The 17909-nt window shown below is 36.8% G+C and carries 18 protein-coding genes, 1 pseudogene and 1 riboswitch; of the genes and pseudogenes, 12 read left to right on the forward strand and 7 right to left on the reverse strand.

Translation table 11 applies throughout. From position 1 onward, the window contains the following. The first annotated feature begins 109 nt into the window (after window positions 1–109). The 5 genes from AC1Q6O_RS14330 to AC1Q6O_RS14350 all read left to right on the forward strand — a co-directional run bounded on the left by AC1Q6O_RS14330 (window position 110) and on the right by AC1Q6O_RS14350 (window position 4779). Window positions 110–1003, forward strand: coding sequence for a LysR family transcriptional regulator (locus AC1Q6O_RS14330; protein ID WP_492401564.1), 894 nt, complete (start codon window positions 110–112; stop codon window positions 1001–1003). 158 nt (window positions 1004–1161) lie between these two features. Beyond that, on the forward strand, window positions 1162–2397 hold the full coding sequence (locus AC1Q6O_RS14335; RefSeq protein WP_492401565.1) for an acyl-CoA dehydrogenase family protein: 1236 nt from the start codon (window positions 1162–1164) through the stop codon (window positions 2395–2397). Beyond that, window positions 2394–3170: an SDR family oxidoreductase gene (locus tag AC1Q6O_RS14340; RefSeq protein WP_008177207.1), complete on the forward strand. Its 777-nt coding sequence runs from the start codon at window positions 2394–2396 to the stop codon at window positions 3168–3170. The genes AC1Q6O_RS14335 and AC1Q6O_RS14340 overlap by 4 nt, the downstream gene beginning before the upstream one ends. Before the next feature lie 12 nt (window positions 3171–3182). Beyond that, window positions 3183–4226 (forward strand): phosphotransferase family protein, encoded by a 1044-nt coding sequence (locus AC1Q6O_RS14345; RefSeq protein ID WP_008177211.1) that lies wholly within the window; start codon window positions 3183–3185, stop codon window positions 4224–4226. A 340-nt stretch (window positions 4227–4566) separates the two neighbouring features. Further along, complete coding sequence (locus AC1Q6O_RS14350; protein ID WP_164908723.1) at window positions 4567–4779, forward strand: DUF3955 domain-containing protein; 213 nt, start codon at window positions 4567–4569, stop codon at window positions 4777–4779. Window positions 4780–4817: 38 nt separating this feature from the next. Here AC1Q6O_RS14350 and AC1Q6O_RS14355 read toward each other — a convergent pair whose 3' ends face one another. Continuing rightward, window positions 4818–5303 (reverse strand): tetratricopeptide repeat protein, encoded by a 486-nt coding sequence (locus AC1Q6O_RS14355; RefSeq protein WP_008177214.1) that lies wholly within the window; start codon window positions 5301–5303, stop codon window positions 4818–4820. A gap of 317 nt (window positions 5304–5620) precedes the next feature. Here AC1Q6O_RS14355 and AC1Q6O_RS14360 point away from each other — a divergent pair, with 317 nt between their 5' ends. Next, window positions 5621–6466 (forward strand): alpha/beta fold hydrolase, encoded by an 846-nt coding sequence (locus AC1Q6O_RS14360; RefSeq protein WP_342529639.1) that lies wholly within the window; start codon window positions 5621–5623, stop codon window positions 6464–6466. A gap of 235 nt (window positions 6467–6701) precedes the next feature. Here the strand turns inward: AC1Q6O_RS14360 and AC1Q6O_RS14365 are convergent, their stop codons facing one another. From AC1Q6O_RS14365 to AC1Q6O_RS14375, 3 genes and pseudogenes are all read right to left on the reverse strand, one after another. Continuing rightward, complete coding sequence (locus AC1Q6O_RS14365; RefSeq protein ID WP_043990272.1) at window positions 6702–7139, reverse strand: hypothetical protein; 438 nt, start codon at window positions 7137–7139, stop codon at window positions 6702–6704. 142 nt (window positions 7140–7281) lie between these two features. After that, window positions 7282–7863, reverse strand: a complete 582-nt coding sequence (locus AC1Q6O_RS14370; RefSeq protein WP_089986971.1) for a GNAT family N-acetyltransferase — start codon at window positions 7861–7863, stop codon at window positions 7282–7284. A 16-nt stretch (window positions 7864–7879) separates the two neighbouring features. Then, a pseudogene (locus AC1Q6O_RS14375) lies at window positions 7880–8748 on the reverse strand (AraC family transcriptional regulator). Window positions 8749–9011: 263 nt separating this feature from the next. On the opposite strand from AC1Q6O_RS14375, the gene AC1Q6O_RS14380 reads away from it, so the two are divergent. After that, window positions 9012–9767 (forward strand): class I SAM-dependent methyltransferase, encoded by a 756-nt coding sequence (locus tag AC1Q6O_RS14380; protein WP_089986972.1) that lies wholly within the window; start codon window positions 9012–9014, stop codon window positions 9765–9767. Window positions 9768–9815: 48 nt separating this feature from the next. Here AC1Q6O_RS14380 and AC1Q6O_RS14385 read toward each other — a convergent pair whose 3' ends face one another. Beyond that, window positions 9816–11009: a Ger(x)C family spore germination protein gene (locus AC1Q6O_RS14385; protein WP_089986973.1), complete on the reverse strand. Its 1194-nt coding sequence runs from the start codon at window positions 11007–11009 to the stop codon at window positions 9816–9818. A 161-nt stretch (window positions 11010–11170) separates the two neighbouring features. On the opposite strand from AC1Q6O_RS14385, the gene AC1Q6O_RS14390 reads away from it, so the two are divergent. Beyond that, window positions 11171–11548, forward strand: coding sequence for a VOC family protein (locus AC1Q6O_RS14390; RefSeq protein ID WP_090003349.1), 378 nt, complete (start codon window positions 11171–11173; stop codon window positions 11546–11548). A 163-nt stretch (window positions 11549–11711) separates the two neighbouring features. On the opposite strand, the gene AC1Q6O_RS14395 is transcribed toward AC1Q6O_RS14390, so the two are convergent. Then, a complete protein-coding gene (locus AC1Q6O_RS14395) occupies window positions 11712–12626 on the reverse strand; it encodes a class I SAM-dependent methyltransferase (RefSeq protein WP_492401569.1) in 915 nt (304 codons plus the stop codon). A gap of 200 nt (window positions 12627–12826) precedes the next feature. Here AC1Q6O_RS14395 and AC1Q6O_RS14400 point away from each other — a divergent pair, with 200 nt between their 5' ends. Continuing rightward, a complete protein-coding gene (locus AC1Q6O_RS14400) occupies window positions 12827–13318 on the forward strand; it encodes a hypothetical protein (RefSeq protein ID WP_342529630.1) in 492 nt (163 codons plus the stop codon). Between the two features lie 688 nt (window positions 13319–14006). Here the strand turns inward: AC1Q6O_RS14400 and AC1Q6O_RS14405 are convergent. Beyond that, a complete protein-coding gene (locus AC1Q6O_RS14405) occupies window positions 14007–14741 on the reverse strand; it encodes a class I SAM-dependent methyltransferase (RefSeq protein ID WP_089986974.1) in 735 nt (244 codons plus the stop codon). Between the two features lie 295 nt (window positions 14742–15036). On the opposite strand from AC1Q6O_RS14405, the gene AC1Q6O_RS14410 reads away from it, so the two are divergent. The 3 genes from AC1Q6O_RS14410 to AC1Q6O_RS14420 all read left to right on the forward strand — a co-directional run bounded on the left by AC1Q6O_RS14410 (window position 15037) and on the right by AC1Q6O_RS14420 (window position 17397). Next, a complete protein-coding gene (locus tag AC1Q6O_RS14410) occupies window positions 15037–15369 on the forward strand; it encodes a hypothetical protein (RefSeq protein WP_089986975.1) in 333 nt (110 codons plus the stop codon). 186 nt (window positions 15370–15555) lie between these two features. Next, the gene (locus AC1Q6O_RS14415; protein WP_089986976.1) at window positions 15556–15789 is read left to right on the forward strand and encodes a DUF3953 domain-containing protein; all 234 of its coding nucleotides are present in this window, start codon (window positions 15556–15558) and stop codon (window positions 15787–15789) included. 119 nt (window positions 15790–15908) lie between these two features. Further along, window positions 15909–16012, forward strand: a riboswitch (SAM riboswitch). A gap of 104 nt (window positions 16013–16116) precedes the next feature. Then, window positions 16117–17397 carry a Na+/H+ antiporter NhaC family protein gene (locus AC1Q6O_RS14420; protein ID WP_089986977.1) on the forward strand — a complete coding sequence of 427 codons (1281 nt, stop codon included), beginning with the start codon at window positions 16117–16119 and terminating at the stop codon, window positions 17395–17397. Window positions 17398–17909: the final 512 nt, after the last annotated feature.

A 17909-nucleotide genomic window follows, 5' to 3' on the forward strand; every position in this document is an offset into this window, starting at 1 on the left:
TAGAAAAAATATTGTTGTAATTCATTATATATTCACATAATTATATTTACTAATATATAATTAATATTAATCTATAGCTTTAAACTATAAATGAGGGAGGATTACCGTATTGGATATTAAACAATTACAATATTTTATTGCTGTTTCAGAGCATATGAATTTCTCAAAAGCCGCAGAAAGACTGCATATTTCGCAGCCTTCCTTAAGCAATGCCATCAAAAAATTAGAACATGAGATTGGCACTCCCTTGTTAGACAGAAATACTAGAAATCTGCAGTTAACGGAAGCTGGTGAGGTGCTATTTGAACGTGCAAAAGTTATTGTAAAAAATATGGAAGTGTTAAAAATAGAAATGGATGAAGTCGTTGTACATGGCACGAGTGAAATCACCATTGGTGTGATGGAATCAATCAAGCATTGGCTTCCTAAAGTAATTGCTAACTATAAAAAAGACTATCCGCAAATGATGATCCATTTAGTAGATATTTTAGGCAGTAAACGTGTAAAAAAATCCTTGAAAAGCTATAAAACCCATTTAATTATTACCAATCAGCTAATGGATGATCCTGAGCTTGAAGTTAAGACCTTATATGAGGAACGTTTAGTAGCTGTTTTACCCCTCCATCATCCGTTAGCGAAGAAAGAGGCTTTATCGATTTCAGACATTAGTGCAGAGCCTTTTATTATAAGTACAGAGGGGTTTCAAACAAGACGTGATATTTTGAATACTTTTGAACAAGCAGGGAAGAGCATTGATATTCAATTTGAAATTGAACGTTTTGAAACGGCTGTATCTCTTGTAAGAGAAAATTTAGGGATAACCATCTTACCAGAAAACTATTTACAAGGTCCGACAGCTAAAACCATTGTTAAAAAGGAAATTGAAGGAGCGAATCTATGTCGGAATGTTTATTTGGTGTACTTAAAAAATCGCCATTTACCATTTGCTATCCGTCAATTACTGAAAGATGTGCTGCAATTTTTCGAAACGAAACCAATGTAAACTAATCCAATTGCTATATACATGAAATTTTCCTTTTAATTAGAAAATTCATGAAATGGAATTGATTTACTAGAAAAATAGCGGTAACATTTAATGTAAGAATAAAAATGAACAATCATTCATTTTTTTCGGAGTTCAAGCAAAGGGGGTTTCTTCCAATGAATTTTTCCTATAGTGAAAAAGTTGTGAAGTTACAGGACAAGCTGACGAATTTTATGGAGCAATACATCTACCCGAATGAGGCCGTTTATGCTGCACAAATCGAGGCGATGGAGGATCGTTGGGGAGCGATTCCGCCCATTATGGATGAGCTAAAGCAGAAAGCGCAGGAAGCAGGCTTATGGAATTTATTTCTACCAGATAGTGAATACGGAGCGGGTTTAACAAATCTAGAATACGCTCCATTATGTGAAATTATGGGACGTTCACTTTTGGCACCAGAAGTGTTTAATTGTAATGCACCTGATACAGGTAATATGGAGGTACTAGTTCGCTATGGTTCCACACAGCAAAAGAAGCAATGGCTTGAACCGTTATTAGGAGGGGAAATACGATCTTGCTTTGCGATGACTGAACCTGCAGTCGCGTCGAGTGATGCTACGAATATTGAGGCAAGTATTGAACGAGATGGCGATGAATATATTTTAAATGGTCATAAATGGTGGACAACTGGTGCTGGCGACCCGCGCTGTAAAGTAGCTATTTTCATGGGCAAACATAAAGATTCAACGGCGCCTATTCATGAGCAACAATCTATGATTCTTGTACCAATGGATACGCCAGGAGTAAAAGTGGAGCGCATGTTAACGGCTTTTGGCTATGATCATGCACCAGAGGGACATGGAGAGGTTATCTTTACGAATGTACGCGTACCTGTAGACAATATTTTATGGGGAGAGGGAAAAGGCTTTGCCATTGCCCAAGGTCGCTTAGGCCCAGGAAGAATTCATCATTGTATGCGTCTTATTGGCGCAGCTGAACGAGCATTAGAGGAAATGTGTGTACGGGTACAGGAGCGTCATGCGTTTCATCGACCTCTAGCAGATCAAGGTGTGATGCGTGAACGTATTGCCGAGTCACGTATTGATATTGAGCAAGCAAGACTTTTAACATTAAAGGCTGCTTATATGATGGACACGGTTGGCAATAAAGAGGCAAAAGCAGAAATTGCAATGATTAAGGTAGTTGCGCCAAATATGGCACTGAGAGTTATAGACAGAGCGATTCAAGCATTTGGAGCTGCTGGTGTAGGGCCTGATACAACACTTGCTGCACAGTGGGCAAATTCTCGAACATTGCGTTTAGCAGATGGGCCAGATGAAGTACATCGTAATACAGTTGCCAAGCTGGAATTAAAAAAGCACGCGAAAAAACATAAGGAGCTGGTGAAATGACTGTAATGGAGTTATTTAGCTTACAGGGGAAAACAGCCATTGTGACAGGTGGGGGACGTGGACTCGGAGCACAAATTGCCCAAGGCTTTGCCGAGGCTGGAGCCAATGTTGTCTTATGCTCGCGAAAAGTGGAGGCATGTGAGGAGGTTGCTACAGCTCTTGAAAAATTAGGGGTTCAAACATTAGCGTTAGCCTGTGATGTGACAAAACCAGAGAATATTGCCAATGTTGTGGCGCAAACGATGACTACGTTCGGTAAAATTGATATTTTAGTCAATAACAGTGGGGCCTCATGGGGAACACCTGCTATCGATATGCCGTATGAAGCATGGCAAAAAGTATTTGATGTCAATGTGAATGGAACATTCCTAATGAGCCAAGCCGTCGGCAAAATCATGTTAGAGCAGAAAAGCGGGAAAATTATTAATATTGCTTCTATCGCAGGGCTTGGTGGTACACTACCTGCATTTATGGATACCATTGCCTATAATGCCAGCAAAGGGGCTGTTATAACATTAACGAAGGATTTAGCCGTCAAATGGGGACCTCATGGTGTCCATGTCAATGCCATTGCCCCTGGGTTTTTTCCAACCAAAATGTCCAATGTATTAATTGAACGTGGTCAAGATTATTTGATGGGCGCTACACCATTAAAACGACTTGGCTCCGAAAATGATTTAAAGGGTGTGGCGTTATTTCTAGCATCGGCAGCATCAGATTATGTGACAGGTGATGTCATTGTTGTTGATGGGGGCATGAGCTCCATTATTTAAAGGAGGGATAAGATGGATACAATGCAAGTAAGGGCAAGTGAACGACTAGATGTAGTCAAATTGCGCGCATTTTTAGAAAGCCATTTTTCTGAACTACCGCAGGGGCAATTGGAAATTTCACAATTTAGTGCTGGTCATTCCAATTTAACATATTGCTTGAAAATAGCTGAGTTTGAAGTGGTCCTTCGTAGACCGCCACTTGGCCCAGTTGCTAAGAAGGCCCATGATATGAAGAGAGAGTTTACCATTTTATCGGCCTTGCATCCATTTTTACCTGTGGTTCCAAAACCTTATGTTTATGTGGAGGACCTAGACATTATTGGCAGTGATTTCTTTTTAATGGAGCGAAAAAAAGGCATCGTCCTCGATACCTATTTTCCAAAAGGAATAAAACCGACGGAGGAACTGGCCCGTCAGCTGTCTGAAAAGATGGTTGACTCATTAGTAGCACTCCATGCAATTCCTTATGAGGACACGCCGTTACAGGACATGGTGAAGCCTGACGGATTTATGGAACGACAGGTACATGGTTGGATCGAGCGCTATGATAAGGCTAAAACAGCCGAGTATGCTGAAGTAAAAGCTCTAACAGATTGGTTAAAAAAACATATTCCTCATAATGAGGAGGCAACCATTATTCACTATGACTATAAATTGAATAATGCTATGTTTTCTGAGGACTACTCCGAAATGATTGGTTTATTTGATTGGGAAATGACCACAGTAGGGGATCCACTTGCTGATGTAGGTGTCGCAATGAGTTACTGGCTGCAAGCGGATGATCCAAAAATGCTATTACATGCACTAGGCGACCCACCTGTTACGGTATTGCCAGGATTTTATACCCGTCAGCAATTTATGGAACGCTATGCTGAAAAAAGTGGGCGAGATATTTCAGACATTCAATATTACTGTACATTTGCCTATTTCAAATTAGCAGTCATTTGTCAGCAAATCTATTATCGTTATGCCAAAGGGCAAACCCAGGATGATCGCTTTGCTCAAATGGATAAAATGGTCGCTGCCTTAATAAAACAAGCTTCAGCTTCTATTTAACCGTTTAAAAAACAGTTACTTTTCATTGAAGTAGCTGTTTTTTTATAATCCTATAACAGATTATCCGACATTATATAATAGTATTATTTAATGCCACTCGCACAAAGATTATTCAAATGACTCAACTACCACACGTAAAAGAATTAAGAGAGATGGAATGTATGTTCTTTTTTATCATAGATTCTATCTTTTTGCTAAAACTGAAAACAATAACGATTTATTGTTTTTCGATAAAAAAATATTGACTTAAGATGTGATGGGTATTATTATAGCTATAGGAAATCAGACGATATGCTTGGAAATGGATCACATACAATAGACAAATTATATGGAGGAAACGATGATGAAGAAATATTTATTAGCAACAATACCTATGATGATAGGTGTTTTATGTTTATTTATAAAAGGAATTATTGGTGATGAGGTACTAGCAAACGGAGTAATTGTGGAGAAGAACTTCTTTTTAATCCCATTGAGCTATTTATTTTTCTTTAGTGGCATACTAACATTGATCTTTTTTTCTATGCTAAAAAAACAAAATATCGCAAAATAACGCAAAAAACAGGCTTTTCATAGAAGCCTGTTTTTTTGTTAAGACCATGTTTGATCGAGCTTGTCACTGTAATAATGAATAGCTTTTTTGTAATCTTTAATGCCCTGATGGTTGGTTGTGATGACTAAAGTATTCAATAATGTTTCCATAGATTTTGCATGTTCACCAAGATTATAAAGTGTCATGGCATAAAAAACCTTTACATGCTCGGCTTCAGGAAATTCGTGTATAGCTTGTTCCAATGTCCGTTTTGCTTGTTCGTACAGCCCCAATGTCCGATACGTGCTCCCTAAACCTAGATAGGCATCCACTAGAATAGCTGGCTCCAATCCTAATTGAATGGCTTTTTCATAGTGGGGAACAGCTTCTTTTTCTTGTCCTAAAGAATCGTAGGTCCAGGCACATTGAAATTGATAGTAAGCATTTCCAGGTTCTTCTTTGACCAATGCCACCATTAATTGGTTGGCTTCCTTAAGCTGGCCACTTTCTCTTAATATTAGAACTTGCTCTAATTGTTTATCCATTGATTAAACCCCTTGTTTGTAATGTTTCGCATCATATGGTAACCATTCAAAAAAATTTCTTACAGCTGCTAGAAAGATTCTTATTGAGTTGAAATACCTTCAAACGTTCTAATAAACTTTCTTTCATTTCCTCCCACCCTTTTTTAGATGCTTCCCTTATTATATAATCAATAATTTGCTAGAAACCAGTAGTAATGGTATTGTTTGTGTAAAAGTAAATCCATGAGGTGAATAGAATGCTAGAGCGTTCGATGGAAAAGACACGGGAATGCAAAGAGGAAAGGGAGTGATAGATTAATAAGAAAAGAGGATAAAAAATGACAAGAGACCAAAAGATTATTTGTGACGGATTTGAATTGCACTATTGTATAAAGGGACAAGGTGAGCCTATTTTAGTCGTAGGAAGCAGTGTGTATTACCCGCGATTGTTCTCAGAAAACCTTTCCCAGCATTTTAAGCTTATTTTTTTAGATCATCGTGGATTTGTGAAGCCTCCTCGTCCTTTAAAACAAGAGGATTATACTTTAGAGAAAATTGTCGACGATATTGAACAAGCTCGACGATTGTTAAAGGTGGAACATTTCATTATTTTAGGGCACTCAGGGCATGCATTTATGGCGATGGCGTATGCTAACACATACCCTCAGCATGTTCGGAAGGTGATTCTATTAAATACAGCTACAACAAATAGCCAAGAAAGACAACAGCAAAGTCTGTCCTTTTTTGATGCGAATGCCAGTGTCGCGCGAAAAAAACAATTTGAACAAGAGATTGCTTTCTTAGCGCAAGATTTAAAGAAGGAACCTGAACGACGTTTTGTTCATATGTGTATTCGTATGGGTGCACATAGTTTCTATGATTATTCGTTTAATGCTACAGCTATGTGGGAAGGCGTTTATACGAATATGGAAGTCATAGATTATCTGTGGGGGAGAGCTTTCGCTGAGCAGGATCTTTTACCACTAACTCGATCTTTCCCTAAACCAGTTTTTGTTGGACTAGGTAGGTATGATTTTTTAGTTGCCCCTGTTTCATTATGGGCGGCAGCAGAGGATGCTTCTCAGGTTAAGAAAGTTATATTTGAAAAAAGTGGTCATAACCCTATGTTTGAAGAGCCAGAGTCATTTGATGAACAGCTCATTAATTGGATAAACGAAGGATAATTTTATAAAAATTAGAGCAGTAGTTGGTAACATGTATATGTTATCATACTGCTCTTTTTTTCATAAAGAAATAGGAAGGGGGTAGCCGTTAACGGTGAAAAACTTTCGCCCTATGGTTAGATAGGGGAGTCCGATCATTCGTTGTACACATGCTGATCACCAGAAATCTAAGTAGGTGGAAGATCATTATTAAACACCTACACCAGGCTACTTTCAAAAGAGAAGAGCCCATGCACTAGCTTGCCGTATTCGTTTTGCTTATAGCATTCACTTGCTGGCAGTCAATAATAACGGGTCTAGCCATGTCATCGATTTGAAGGAAATAGGCACAGCAGCTATGTGGATCGAGATAGATAAAGTAAATACCGCAAAAACAATGGCCATCAGAAAGATAGACATCTACTAATGTCCCTGGGTCAAAACATTCTAACTGACTACAAATACAGCCTTCACATTGTTTTTTATCTTTATTTCTTACGTGGCTCTCCGACTGTTTATTCCCATCCTGAGAACTATTATAATACTTGATGCGATATGAATCTTCTTCTGCCATATCATCCGTGCCATAATAGTAACCTGTGCAATAGTTCTTCGAGTCACAATAGCATTTAGAAAATTTATGATAATTATTTAAATTTCTATCCAATCGTGTTAAATATCGATTTTCATCCATTTTTGAAACGCTCCTTTATGGTTTGAATGTTAATTTTAGCGCTAGTCTTCTATTTCTAATCTATGTAAAGGAGCTTTCTTGAGTTGGTATTCTGTCCATCTACTTGTCATATAAAAGAAAAAGCTAGACTCCTAAATAGAGTCTAGTCTTTTGAATGAGTTACATAATCTTCTTTCAGTAATCCATATATTTCTAAATCAACAACGCCTTTGCCGGACCATGATGTTGCTTGTCGTAATAAACCTTCTTTTATAAAGCCATTCTTTAGTAGTACTTTTTTCGAGGGCTCATTTAATGGCATGACTTCAGCTTGAATTCGATTCACCTGAACCTCCTCTAATAAATAGTTCACGACCATTTCAACGGCCTTCGTAGCAATGCCCTTTCCCCAAAAATCTTCCGCTAAGTAATATCCAATTGTCACCATATTTACTTTTTGATTAAAGTCCATAGCCTCAATAATACCCACTAATTTCTCGCTTTGGGACGCTTCAAAAATACCCCATTTTATTCTACTTTTCTTCTTAAAGTCTCTTTCAAAATGCTCAATCATTTTTTGTACGGTTTGATAGTTGTGTTTTGGGATAATACCACAAAACTCGAAAACCTTTGTATTATCATAAATGGCAAACAACTCTTCTACATGAGATACTTCTATTTTCCTTAATAGTAGACTAGTCGTATGTAGCAGAGGAAATTGAGTAAAAACCTTTTCAATCATCATTTTTTGGCTTCCTTTCTTAACCTTTAATGGGAACGTAAATTTTCATTTTCATATTATGTGGATAGATAGATTGCATAACATCTGTTATTTCAAAATCAGGACCCCTATCTCTTTCGTAATTAGAGTTAGGCAACCATACCACCCGTAAATGTAACGTCTTGTATTCTGTATACCTTCTGCACTACTATTCAAGATAAATTCAGCATATTGACCAGCAGGTAATTCTACATGGATAAACCCTTGCTCAACACGCTCCTCAAATACTTGGACTTCCTCTCCCACAACAAAAGAAAACTCACCATCCTCCTGAAAGTTTGTAGAGATTCCATAGGCCATATTAGGTGCTACTTTTTGTGTAATACGTTCATAATAGTGCTCGCGACCAAAATCATGATAAAAGCCTGAAATTTCAGCATAATACCTCTCATCTTGTAATGATGTTTGATAGGGATAGCCGGTGATTAACTTTTTTCCTACATGTACGATTGTTGGCTTTGGCATAGGGAGTTCACCATTCATTTTATAATCCAAAAAGTTTATTTTGTTTTGTAATGGTATAGAATTTGCACTCTTTCGGTACTTAGCCGGTGATAGCCCAAAGTATTGAACAAATGCCCTTGTAAAAGCTTCTTGAGAACCGTATTGAAAGTTAATCGCCACTTCAAGTATAGCTTGAGAGGTTGTTATTAATAGAACGGCCGCTTCAGAAAGCCTTCTATTACGAATATACTGCTGTACGGAAAATCCAGTTATCGCCTGAAACAGTCGCTGAAAATGGAAGGCTGAACAGTAAGATTGCGAAGAAATATCTGTGATCGACATTTTTTCTTGTAAGTTATCCTCTATATATTCTATAGCGTTTTGTATTCTTTCAAAATAATTCATACGATCATCCTTTCTTATTCTCATCGTACCGTTTACATGGAAATATTTTTTGATAATTTATGCTAATTTGTACATTATAGTGGACTGAAAACGAAATCAATAGAAATATTGAAATGAATGACAAATATAGGTATAATTTATTTAAATTTACAAGAAAGCGAGTGATCCATTATGATAGTCAGCTCTAATTTTCCATTAAATAATATGAAGGTGTGGAAGAATTAAAAGGGATTTTTCTTCCGCAAATAATCGGAGGAGACAATATGTATAGTAATTATGGACCGTTATGTACGGAACTTTATGATTTAACAAAACCAGTAGGATATTCTATTGGTGGGGATATTGAATATTATAAGGAACGTTTACAGGGACTTACAGGTAAGGTGCTTGAGGCGGGTGTCGGCTCAGGGCGTTTCTATATTCCTTTCATGGAGAGTGGTTTTGATGTAGAAGGGATTGACAATTCTTCAGAAATGCTGGCGTCTTGTCGTAAACGATGTCACGATAGAGGACTTACACCAGTTCTTTATGAAGGCGATGTTTGTCATTTTACAGTAGATCAACAATATGACGCTATCATCATGCCGGCGGGATCTTTCTGTTTAATAGAAAATTATCAAGATGCCGTGTCAACTTTAACAAATATGTATCATCACCTTGCTCCAGGCGGACGCATTCTATTAGATTTAATCATACCGACAGACTGGAAAACTGGTGAAATTACTACAAGTTATCATGCAACCTCCGAAGATGAAGGAATCTCGATTGAGAGGAAATCGATTGCGATCAACTGGATGGAGCAGTATACTTTATCGGTTTTAAAATATGAAAAATGGCAGCGTGGTACATTGATGGATACAGAGCTACAAAGATTTTTATTACGCTGGTACGGTCTAGAGGAATTTAAACTGCTTTTACAAAGTATAGGCTTTTCGGATATCACATGCTCTGCTAATTACACATTTCAGCAACAGCCTGATGAAGATTCATCATTTATTACATTCGAAGCTTCACGTTAATTAGCAATGACCAGCACACTCAAGGAGTGTCTGGTCATTTTTGATTGTTTAATCTACTTTTAATTTTCTAGCTGTACCAATACCTTTTGTTTTCACATTCACCTCAATTTGCACCGGTAGATTAGGGTAAAGCGTGGCCCAATCTTTTTTGATACGTTTCCATGCTTGGTGGTCTTCACGATGAAGTACCTCACTAAACTTTAAAATATCAGCTTGATAGGTTTTTTGAATCGTGTGCAGTGTTTGTTCTAAATTTTCTTGAACTAATTTACTTGTTTCTTTATTAATAATATCAATCGTTTCTGGCTTTGTTATATCCACTGGACAACTTATTTCCGCTATATTTTGTTCAAGATCAACCTGAATATGGATGGAGGGTTTGTCATTTTTTATGCTGCCAGTAACTTTTGTAGAGGAATTTAAAACTTCTGCTGATATTTTCCCCTTTTCCGAACAAGGCACTTTTTGAACGGTCCCTTTTATATGGTTGTGTAAGAAATTGTAGTATTTGCTTTCTTCCTCTGTTAAGAAGCCTATAAGCTTATAGTTTTTAAAAACAGCAAGTCCACTGTATTTTAAATTGGCGGGGCTATCCATTTTTTCTATATTGGAGCTATTTTTCCCGGCATCTGCATCTCCAAGTATTTGAATGGAGGGCAGAACAGCACTATGATCAATACTCCCTAAAGACTCGATTAAATCGTCTAAAATCACTGATTCAGTTGTTCCCAATACATCCTCAGAGTCCTTTAAGGATTTTAACATTTTACTGGCAGGAATATCTTCTAATGGTGTTAAAATACTTAAAATATCTTGCGCTGTTGATTCATGAGCAACAATAATATTAAAATCGCTTCTTCCCTCAGGATCTCTTTGAAATAAATCTAATATACTATTCATACCATATTCAGCCATCTCTTCACCAATAATAATAACTTGAGCATGTGCATAATAAGGTTTCCTTGGCGTCAGTGTTGTTAATTTTCGGATAGCTTCAAATAAGGTTCTCCCTTTTGCGTGATAGGTAAAAACAGGGACTTGAAAGCTTGTTGAATTTTTCGGCGCAATTTGACTCGGGTTAACAATTTGAACAGAAATTTCTATGAATTCGTCCGTTTTATCGACTCCAACAGCTGTGACAATGGCTAATTCATTTAACTCCCGCTTATTCCAACACCCAGTTAACAACAAAACGACTAAAAGTAGGAGAAAAAATGACACCGCGTGTTTAATGATTGGCACCTCCTCTAGGAAAAGGGCAAAGACATTTCCGATACTAATTAGGATAAGCAAATAATAGGGAAACTAAACAAGAAGAGATGCAAGGGTGAAATTTTTTAGAGGACATTCAAGTTCATATATAGAAAAAGTATAGCAATCATTTTAAAAAGGAGGAAAAAGAGATGCAATCATTATTACATGGAGTAGAGGCCATTTTTATCCCAATAAAAGACCCTCAATTATCAGCCAAATGGTATGAGGAAAAGCTTGGATTTAAGCTTTTATATATAGAAGAAGACGCAGCGGTCATGAAAATAGCGGAACGTTCGGCTACGGTTGTATGCTTAGTAAAAACGGAAAATCATCAACCATTGTATTTTCCAGATAATCATTTTGGGGTAGGGAAATACTACAATTTTCTTTCTTCATCAATTGAAGAGACCTACCAATCACTAGTAGAGCAGCAAGTGAACGTAAATCCTATGGGAGGGGAAGGGCAAACAAGATTTTTCACCTTTTATGATCTAGATGGAAATCCTTTAGGGGTTTGCCAATCATAAGTGGGTCACTGTTATAAACAGTGACCCTAGTAACAAATCTAGGAGGTGTAAGGCTAATTAGCTTTACACTACTATTATATACATAATTCTTATATTGAAATAGTTAATTGCCTGGGAAATAGATAGAAAATTAAGAATTGTTTTAAAAGGAATGGATTATATCTTATTTTTTAACCATGTGCATATAATGGATCGTTTCAAAAGCTGATAGATAATCTGTTCGATGCTGGAAATAAAGCTGTTGAATTGTAGATGGAGATAGATGTTCATAAATAAGTAGATCTGATTGAGCTAACATCTTCTCCATTTCTTCATAACGATAGCACGATTTCATGGGTTCACCACCAGCGGCCGCCATATTCACCATATGATCTACTCTGTTAGAGATGCCCTTTTCACTAAATAACGATTCATCAGCATAGTCCAAGACAAGGGAACTACCTGCTGGAACTAGCGCAAACAGATGGTCTAATAAGCTAGCCAGTTCTTCTTTCGTTAAATAATAGGAGACACCTAAGAGACTAAAAAATGTTTTCTTATACTGAAAGCCTTGATCCAAAAGAGGTTGACTATGAAATTGCTTCGTAAAATCCATCGCTACAAAATGTAAATTATTGATGCGGCTGAGTGACGCTTCTTGTAATTTTTGTTTTTTGAATGCTTGTGTGGTTGGGAAATCAACCTCAAATATTTCTAATACACGTTCTAAATGGGGGTGTCGATAAGCGAATGTATCCAAACCAGCACCCAAAATAACATATTGCTCAACGCCGAGCTGTATTTCGTTTTGTAAGACTCTTTCACAGTATGCGGCACGTGCCAAGGGAGTCGGCGCTAGTTGAACTTGCGTAATCCATTTTAATAATTTTCTCGAATTGCCTTTATATTTTTCGGCAATTTCCTTATTGAAAAATTCAATACCTTGCACCATATTGTCTTCAATGCTCTGAAATTCATCCTTAGAGATTAATTCCTGTGCTAGATAATTATCAAATATTTTCGGCGCATCAAATTGACTATGGTGGGCTCTGCTAAAGGCGGCTATTAATGAAGTTATACTAGATTCCTGCTTCTTCATCCGAACACTCCTTACAATAAAAAATAGGATTCCCCTGGCCAGGAGAATCCTATTATATAAGAAAATATTTTAATTGTAAATTATATCATAAATAACTTTTTTTGTCAAGTTTTTATCTATAGTTAGCAATTTGAATGGTGATTTTTTAAATGGTAGAATAATATCTAATTAGGTATTACTTGTAAGTGGAGGTGGGCGCTATGAAAATATGGAAATTACTCATTTTACTTGTACTGATGTTTGAATTTGCCCTAATTGGTAGCGACAATATCTCTACAAAGTCATCGGATGAATTTGATTCAAGTAAACGAAAAGATTCCCAGCTACAGGAAAGAGTATTGGCAAGGACAAGCACTCAGGAAATGGACATGCTTCATAGACTTCCACTGAATTATCTAAATGCTACAACTGCAAATGGTGAATTTCATAAATCTTTTTACAGCAATCATTCTCCACAAGAATTTGATATTCACTATGATATAAAGAATAAGGGGACACAACCATTTAGCTTAAAAATTTATAATGCAGATGCCAAACTATGGGCTCAAAAAACCGTAAATGCAGGAGCAAAATATTCAACGATACTAGAAAAGGGTAGCTATACAATGTCAGAAGGGGTGTATAGCATTTCCATCATTACAGTTGATGGGGCAGAGGGTGTATTTGATTTTGCCATTCAAGTAATCGATTAAAATATTTTTAAATTTTATGTAACTTATTGCAACATCAACCGTCTACCTCATTAGTAGAATACAAAAAACTAAAGCAAGCTAGTAACATTCACTTTTCACAAAAAGACCAGGATTCACTTATTTCGTGACTTCCTGGTCTTTTTGTGCGGGTAATCCTATTTTTTACGAAAAAATAGGCCAAATAATGAAACCTTTTAGCTGTTTATTCGTATTCATAAATGAATCTAAAGCTAAGCAATATTAATTAGTAAGATTCACTTTCACTTAAAAGGCTAGAACTTACATAATTTATGTAGGTATCTAGTCTTTTTTGTTAGTTTCCTACTTGCAAAATAAATAGGACATGAGTAACTCCTATGCTCGAAAAAACATAAATTCCTACCAAAAATTGAATGGAAAATATTTTAACTTGTTCCACGCCTCAACTTAGCGTAGTATTAATACGAATCAAAACTAAGTAAATTAGTAAGATTCACTTTCACAATAAAACCAGGCGCTCTTCTATGAGGAGCATCTGGTTTTTTGTTTTATCTGAGATTTTCAGAGAATTAATTTATGGGACAATCTAGCCCTCTATTACCACTACTCAGTATTTGGCAGGCATCATGCAGCTGTAGCGATGCTGCCCCATTAAATATGAAGCAACGAAATGTGCTAATGTAATAGATATAATCACACGTATAAACGCTTATTTTTTCTCTGCCACTATCATTAAAAACATAGGTCTTCGTAGTTCATCTTGCATACCTGGAATAGTTTGTATCATTTCCTCAGAGGGCATAGGTTCCTTCACAGCACGTATTGTAAATCCCACCTGTATTAAATCATTCATATAAGTGGATAATGTACGGTGATATTTAATGACATTTTCGGTAAGGAAGGTTGTTTCGCGCATGCCTTCTGTTTGATAATGGTCCACTGGCCAATGCAGTCGGTTTCCTTGTTCATCATTGTACCAATCCTGTTCATGGCGGGATGTGAAAATAGGGTGCTCCACTGAAAATACGAACGATCCGCCAGGTTTTAAATAGGTATAAACCTTTTTGCATAGTGCTTCAAAGTTTTGTAAATAGTGAATAGCTAAGGAACTTAATACAACATCAAATTGAGAAGCGGAAAATTGAATGTCCTCAATCGGTATTTGCAAATAGGAAATAAAAGGATCATCCGTTTTTTCCTGAGCTTTTTCCAGCATTTTTTCAGATATATCCACACCAATCACTGATTTTGCCTGTTGTGCGCGCGCATATCGACAATGCCACCCGAAACCACATCCTAAATCAAGCACATGTTTATTTTTCAAATCAGGTAAAAGTGTTTTTAATACATGCCACTCTCCTGCGGCGTCCAGCCCTTGAACAGAACGTGGCATTTTTTCGTAAGCAGAAAAGAATTGCATATCATCATATTTATTTTGCTTCATCGTTTAAACATCTCCTATAATTAAGCTAGCCTCCTACATATCCTTGGTGATCTAGGAGGCTAGCTATCTTCTTCTAACCATGGTTTTCACCCCTATAATAGCTTTTCAAAACCATTCAAGAATACATAAAAAGTAAAGTACAAAAAGAGTAATCCTGAAATAAACGAAACTATTTGCATAAGCCTTTTCCCATTATTTTACCACCGATGCTACTTAAATATGAAAGGATTAGCCCCCAAAGGATTGAAACGGTGATAAATCCGAAGAAGAAGGGAGGTAAGCTTTTAGTTGCTGAATGTCCAATAGTTGTACCACCTACTATACTTCCACCAACCGTTGGGAATCAACGATTGCAGTCGTTGCTGAAACTACTAGCCAAACACCAGTAAAAAATAAGCCCATAATGATTTCTTTTCAATCGCTGCTCCATGACTCTAATTTTTTGCATGCAAACGTATCTCGGAAAGCTTGGAAGGTTAAAGGGCCAAGCATGATAGTACCGCCAATCCATAAAATGAATTGGAATATTGTACTAGATTGTACTAGAAAGGCTATTCCCAAAACCTATAGTACAGCGTACACCATGTCACCAACAGCACAACCTAAAGAAAAGATAAATGCAGGGTAAAAGCCTTTTGTCAGCCCTGTTCGAATTAAACTTAAATTTCCTGTTTCTAGTTCAAAAGCCAATTAAAAAAACAAAAATAAAAAGTTGTTGGGCTTTCATTTGTCATCTCACCCATCATAGAATTTTTTTATTCAAAAAAGGTTAGATAACTGTTAGTATTCGTTCAAGCAAATAGGGGGAATCGTTTTGTTAAAAACAGTACAAATTATTTTATCAATAATAGGCATCACGCTTTCCATTTACGGATTTATGACACATGATTATCGGCTAAACTTTTTAATGATCCTTTTTCTAGGTTTATTTATGTTAACATTAGGAATTAATGAATTTCGGAGAGAGAGAAAATTATATGGTTGGTTTTTAGTCGGGGTATTTATATTTTCGATCTATGTGTCCATTCAAAGCTTCGTATTCGTATAAAAAGTTGAATTTCGCACTTGATAATAGTCGTGGGATTTTTTTACAATTAAAAACATGTTGCAATTATGGATGTTTTATTTTAGTATTTTAATATTGTGTCAAAAATATAATATTTTTTCTTCTTATCAAGAGAGATGGAGGGACTGGCCCGATGAAATCTCGGCAGCGGAACTATTAAGTTACTGTGCCAAATCCAGCAAGCAATGTTCTTGATAGATAAGAGGAGCGTTTTAACTATAAGGGCTCTTCTTGTTATTTCAAGATGAGGCCTTTTTTATGGTGAAAAAATAAAAAATAGGGCTGATTTTTAATTTTTGGAGGTAGACAATGAAGAAAGAGAATCCATGGGCGCTAATCCCATTTGTTATTTTTATGATTTTATTTATTGGTTCAGGGATTATAATGGGTGATTTTTATGCCTTTCCTGTCATTGTAGCCATCAGCATTTCAGGTGCTGTAGCTCTAGCGATGAATCGAAAAGAATCGTTTTCCCGAAAGGTTGATATTTTTTGCCAAGGTGCCGGAAATTTAAATGTCATGCTGATGGTTATTATTTTTCTATTAGCAGGGGCATTTTCAGAGGTAGCGAAGGGAATGGGGGCTGTAGATTCCACTGTTAACTTTGCTTTATCGGTTATACCGCAAAACCTGGTTGTCGTAGGCTTATTCATCATTGCCTGTTTCATCTCTCTATCCATGGGCACATCAGTGGGGACGATTGTTGCGCTGGCGCCAATTGGAGTTGGAATAAGCGATCTTACGGAGCTACCTATTGCTTTAGTGATGGCAGCGGTTGTAGGCGGTTCGATGTTTGGTGATAATTTATCTTTTATTTCAGATACTACTATTACTGCAGTTCGTTCACAAGGCGCGCAAATGAAGGACAAATTTAAGGTCAATTTTTGGATTGTATTGCCGGCAGCTATTATCACAAGTATTATTTTAGGGTTTATGACATCCGGGGGGACAGCCCAAGTAGAGCATCTAAGCTATAATTGGATAAAAATTATTCCCTATGTTTTAGTTATTATTTTAGCGTTATCTGGAATGAATGTTTTCCTCGTTCTTGCATTAGGGATTGTTCTCGCCGGTGCTGTTGGCTTAGCAGATGGCAGCTATCACATAATGAGCCTTATACAAAAGATTGGTGAAGGAATGGAAGGGATGTATGAAATCGCCTTTCTGGCTATATTAATAGCTGGAATGGTGGAAGTTATTAAATTTAATGGGGGAATTGACTTTTTACTCCGTCTTGTAACGCGCAGGATTAAATCGCAGAAGGGTGCTGAATTTGGTATAGCTGGTCTTGTGGGTCTAACTAATTTATCTACGGCCAATAATACAATTGCTATTCTAATTGCCGGGCCACTTGCCAAAAATATTGCTGACCAGTATGAGATTGAGCCGAGAAAGTCTGCAAGTATTTTAGATATTTTCTCTTGTACAGTCCAAGGTCTTCTCCCATACGGAGCCCAATTTCTTGTAGCCGCAAGCGTAGCCAAAATTTCGCCAGTGAGTATCTTGCCGTACTCTTTCTACCCAATTCTTATTGGTATTTGTGGTATGATAGCGATATTCATTGGGTACCCGAAAAAAAAGAAAGCCTAAACTTTTACTACTGAAAATTAAACATGAACGACGAAAGTAGCTCAATCTAAATAAAGATCAGCAAGCTGGTTATTTCAGACTGTAGACAAAAGCCATCGAGTAGTTTGATATGCTCCCTATTAGGTAGACAGATTAAAAAATAAAATCTGTTTATCTAAAGGGAGCATTTTTTTGTGGTGAAGTTAATATCCACTCCAGATTGGAACGAAGGGCGAGGGTGCAGTTCGACCCCGCCCATGGAAAGCTGGAAATCAATCAACGGCTTTACTTTATTTTAAAGTTAATAAATTTCAATAAGAATCAGACAATAAACACTAATGGTATTAGGTAAAAAAATAATAGTAGAAAAATAGGGGAGTAGTCTACTTTTAGGAGATAGGGGGATAGTTCATTGCCCCTTACAGTCGAAAATAAAAGAGCCCAGTTGCTCTATTATGAACTGAACCCCGAATAGTGGACACTTTAAAAAGTGACCCTATTCGGGGTTTTTTGTTCATTTCACAAAAAAATCT

The organism is Lysinibacillus sp. GW823-FHT06C08, assembly GCF_058795135.1.

Bases quoted from the DNA above. Each gene is read 5' to 3' on its own strand.
- AC1Q6O_RS14335 (WP_492401565.1), top strand. From the start codon at position 1,162: ATGAATTTTTCCTATAGTGAAAAAGTTGTGAAGTTACAGGACAAGCTG.
- AC1Q6O_RS14340 (WP_008177207.1), top strand. From the start codon at position 2,394: ATGACTGTAATGGAGTTATTTAGCTTACAGGGGAAAACAGCCATTGTG.
- AC1Q6O_RS14345 (WP_008177211.1), top strand. From the start codon at position 3,183: ATGGATACAATGCAAGTAAGGGCAAGTGAACGACTAGATGTAGTCAAA.
- AC1Q6O_RS14350 (WP_164908723.1), top strand. From the start codon at position 4,567: ATGATGAAGAAATATTTATTAGCAACAATACCTATGATGATAGGTGTT.
- AC1Q6O_RS14355 (WP_008177214.1), bottom strand. From the start codon at position 5,303: ATGGATAAACAATTAGAGCAAGTTCTAATATTAAGAGAAAGTGGCCAG.
- AC1Q6O_RS14360 (WP_342529639.1), top strand. From the start codon at position 5,621: ATGACAAGAGACCAAAAGATTATTTGTGACGGATTTGAATTGCACTAT.
- AC1Q6O_RS14365 (WP_043990272.1), bottom strand. From the start codon at position 7,139: ATGGATGAAAATCGATATTTAACACGATTGGATAGAAATTTAAATAAT.
- AC1Q6O_RS14370 (WP_089986971.1), bottom strand. From the start codon at position 7,863: ATGATGATTGAAAAGGTTTTTACTCAATTTCCTCTGCTACATACGACT.
- AC1Q6O_RS14380 (WP_089986972.1), top strand. From the start codon at position 9,012: ATGTATAGTAATTATGGACCGTTATGTACGGAACTTTATGATTTAACA.
- AC1Q6O_RS14390 (WP_090003349.1), top strand. From the start codon at position 11,171: ATGCAATCATTATTACATGGAGTAGAGGCCATTTTTATCCCAATAAAA.
- AC1Q6O_RS14395 (WP_492401569.1), bottom strand. From the start codon at position 12,626: ATGAAGAAGCAGGAATCTAGTATAACTTCATTAATAGCCGCCTTTAGC.
- AC1Q6O_RS14400 (WP_342529630.1), top strand. From the start codon at position 12,827: ATGAAAATATGGAAATTACTCATTTTACTTGTACTGATGTTTGAATTT.
- AC1Q6O_RS14405 (WP_089986974.1), bottom strand. From the start codon at position 14,741: ATGAAGCAAAATAAATATGATGATATGCAATTCTTTTCTGCTTACGAA.
- AC1Q6O_RS14410 (WP_089986975.1), top strand. From the start codon at position 15,037: ATGTCCAATAGTTGTACCACCTACTATACTTCCACCAACCGTTGGGAA.
- AC1Q6O_RS14420 (WP_089986977.1), top strand. From the start codon at position 16,117: ATGAAGAAAGAGAATCCATGGGCGCTAATCCCATTTGTTATTTTTATG.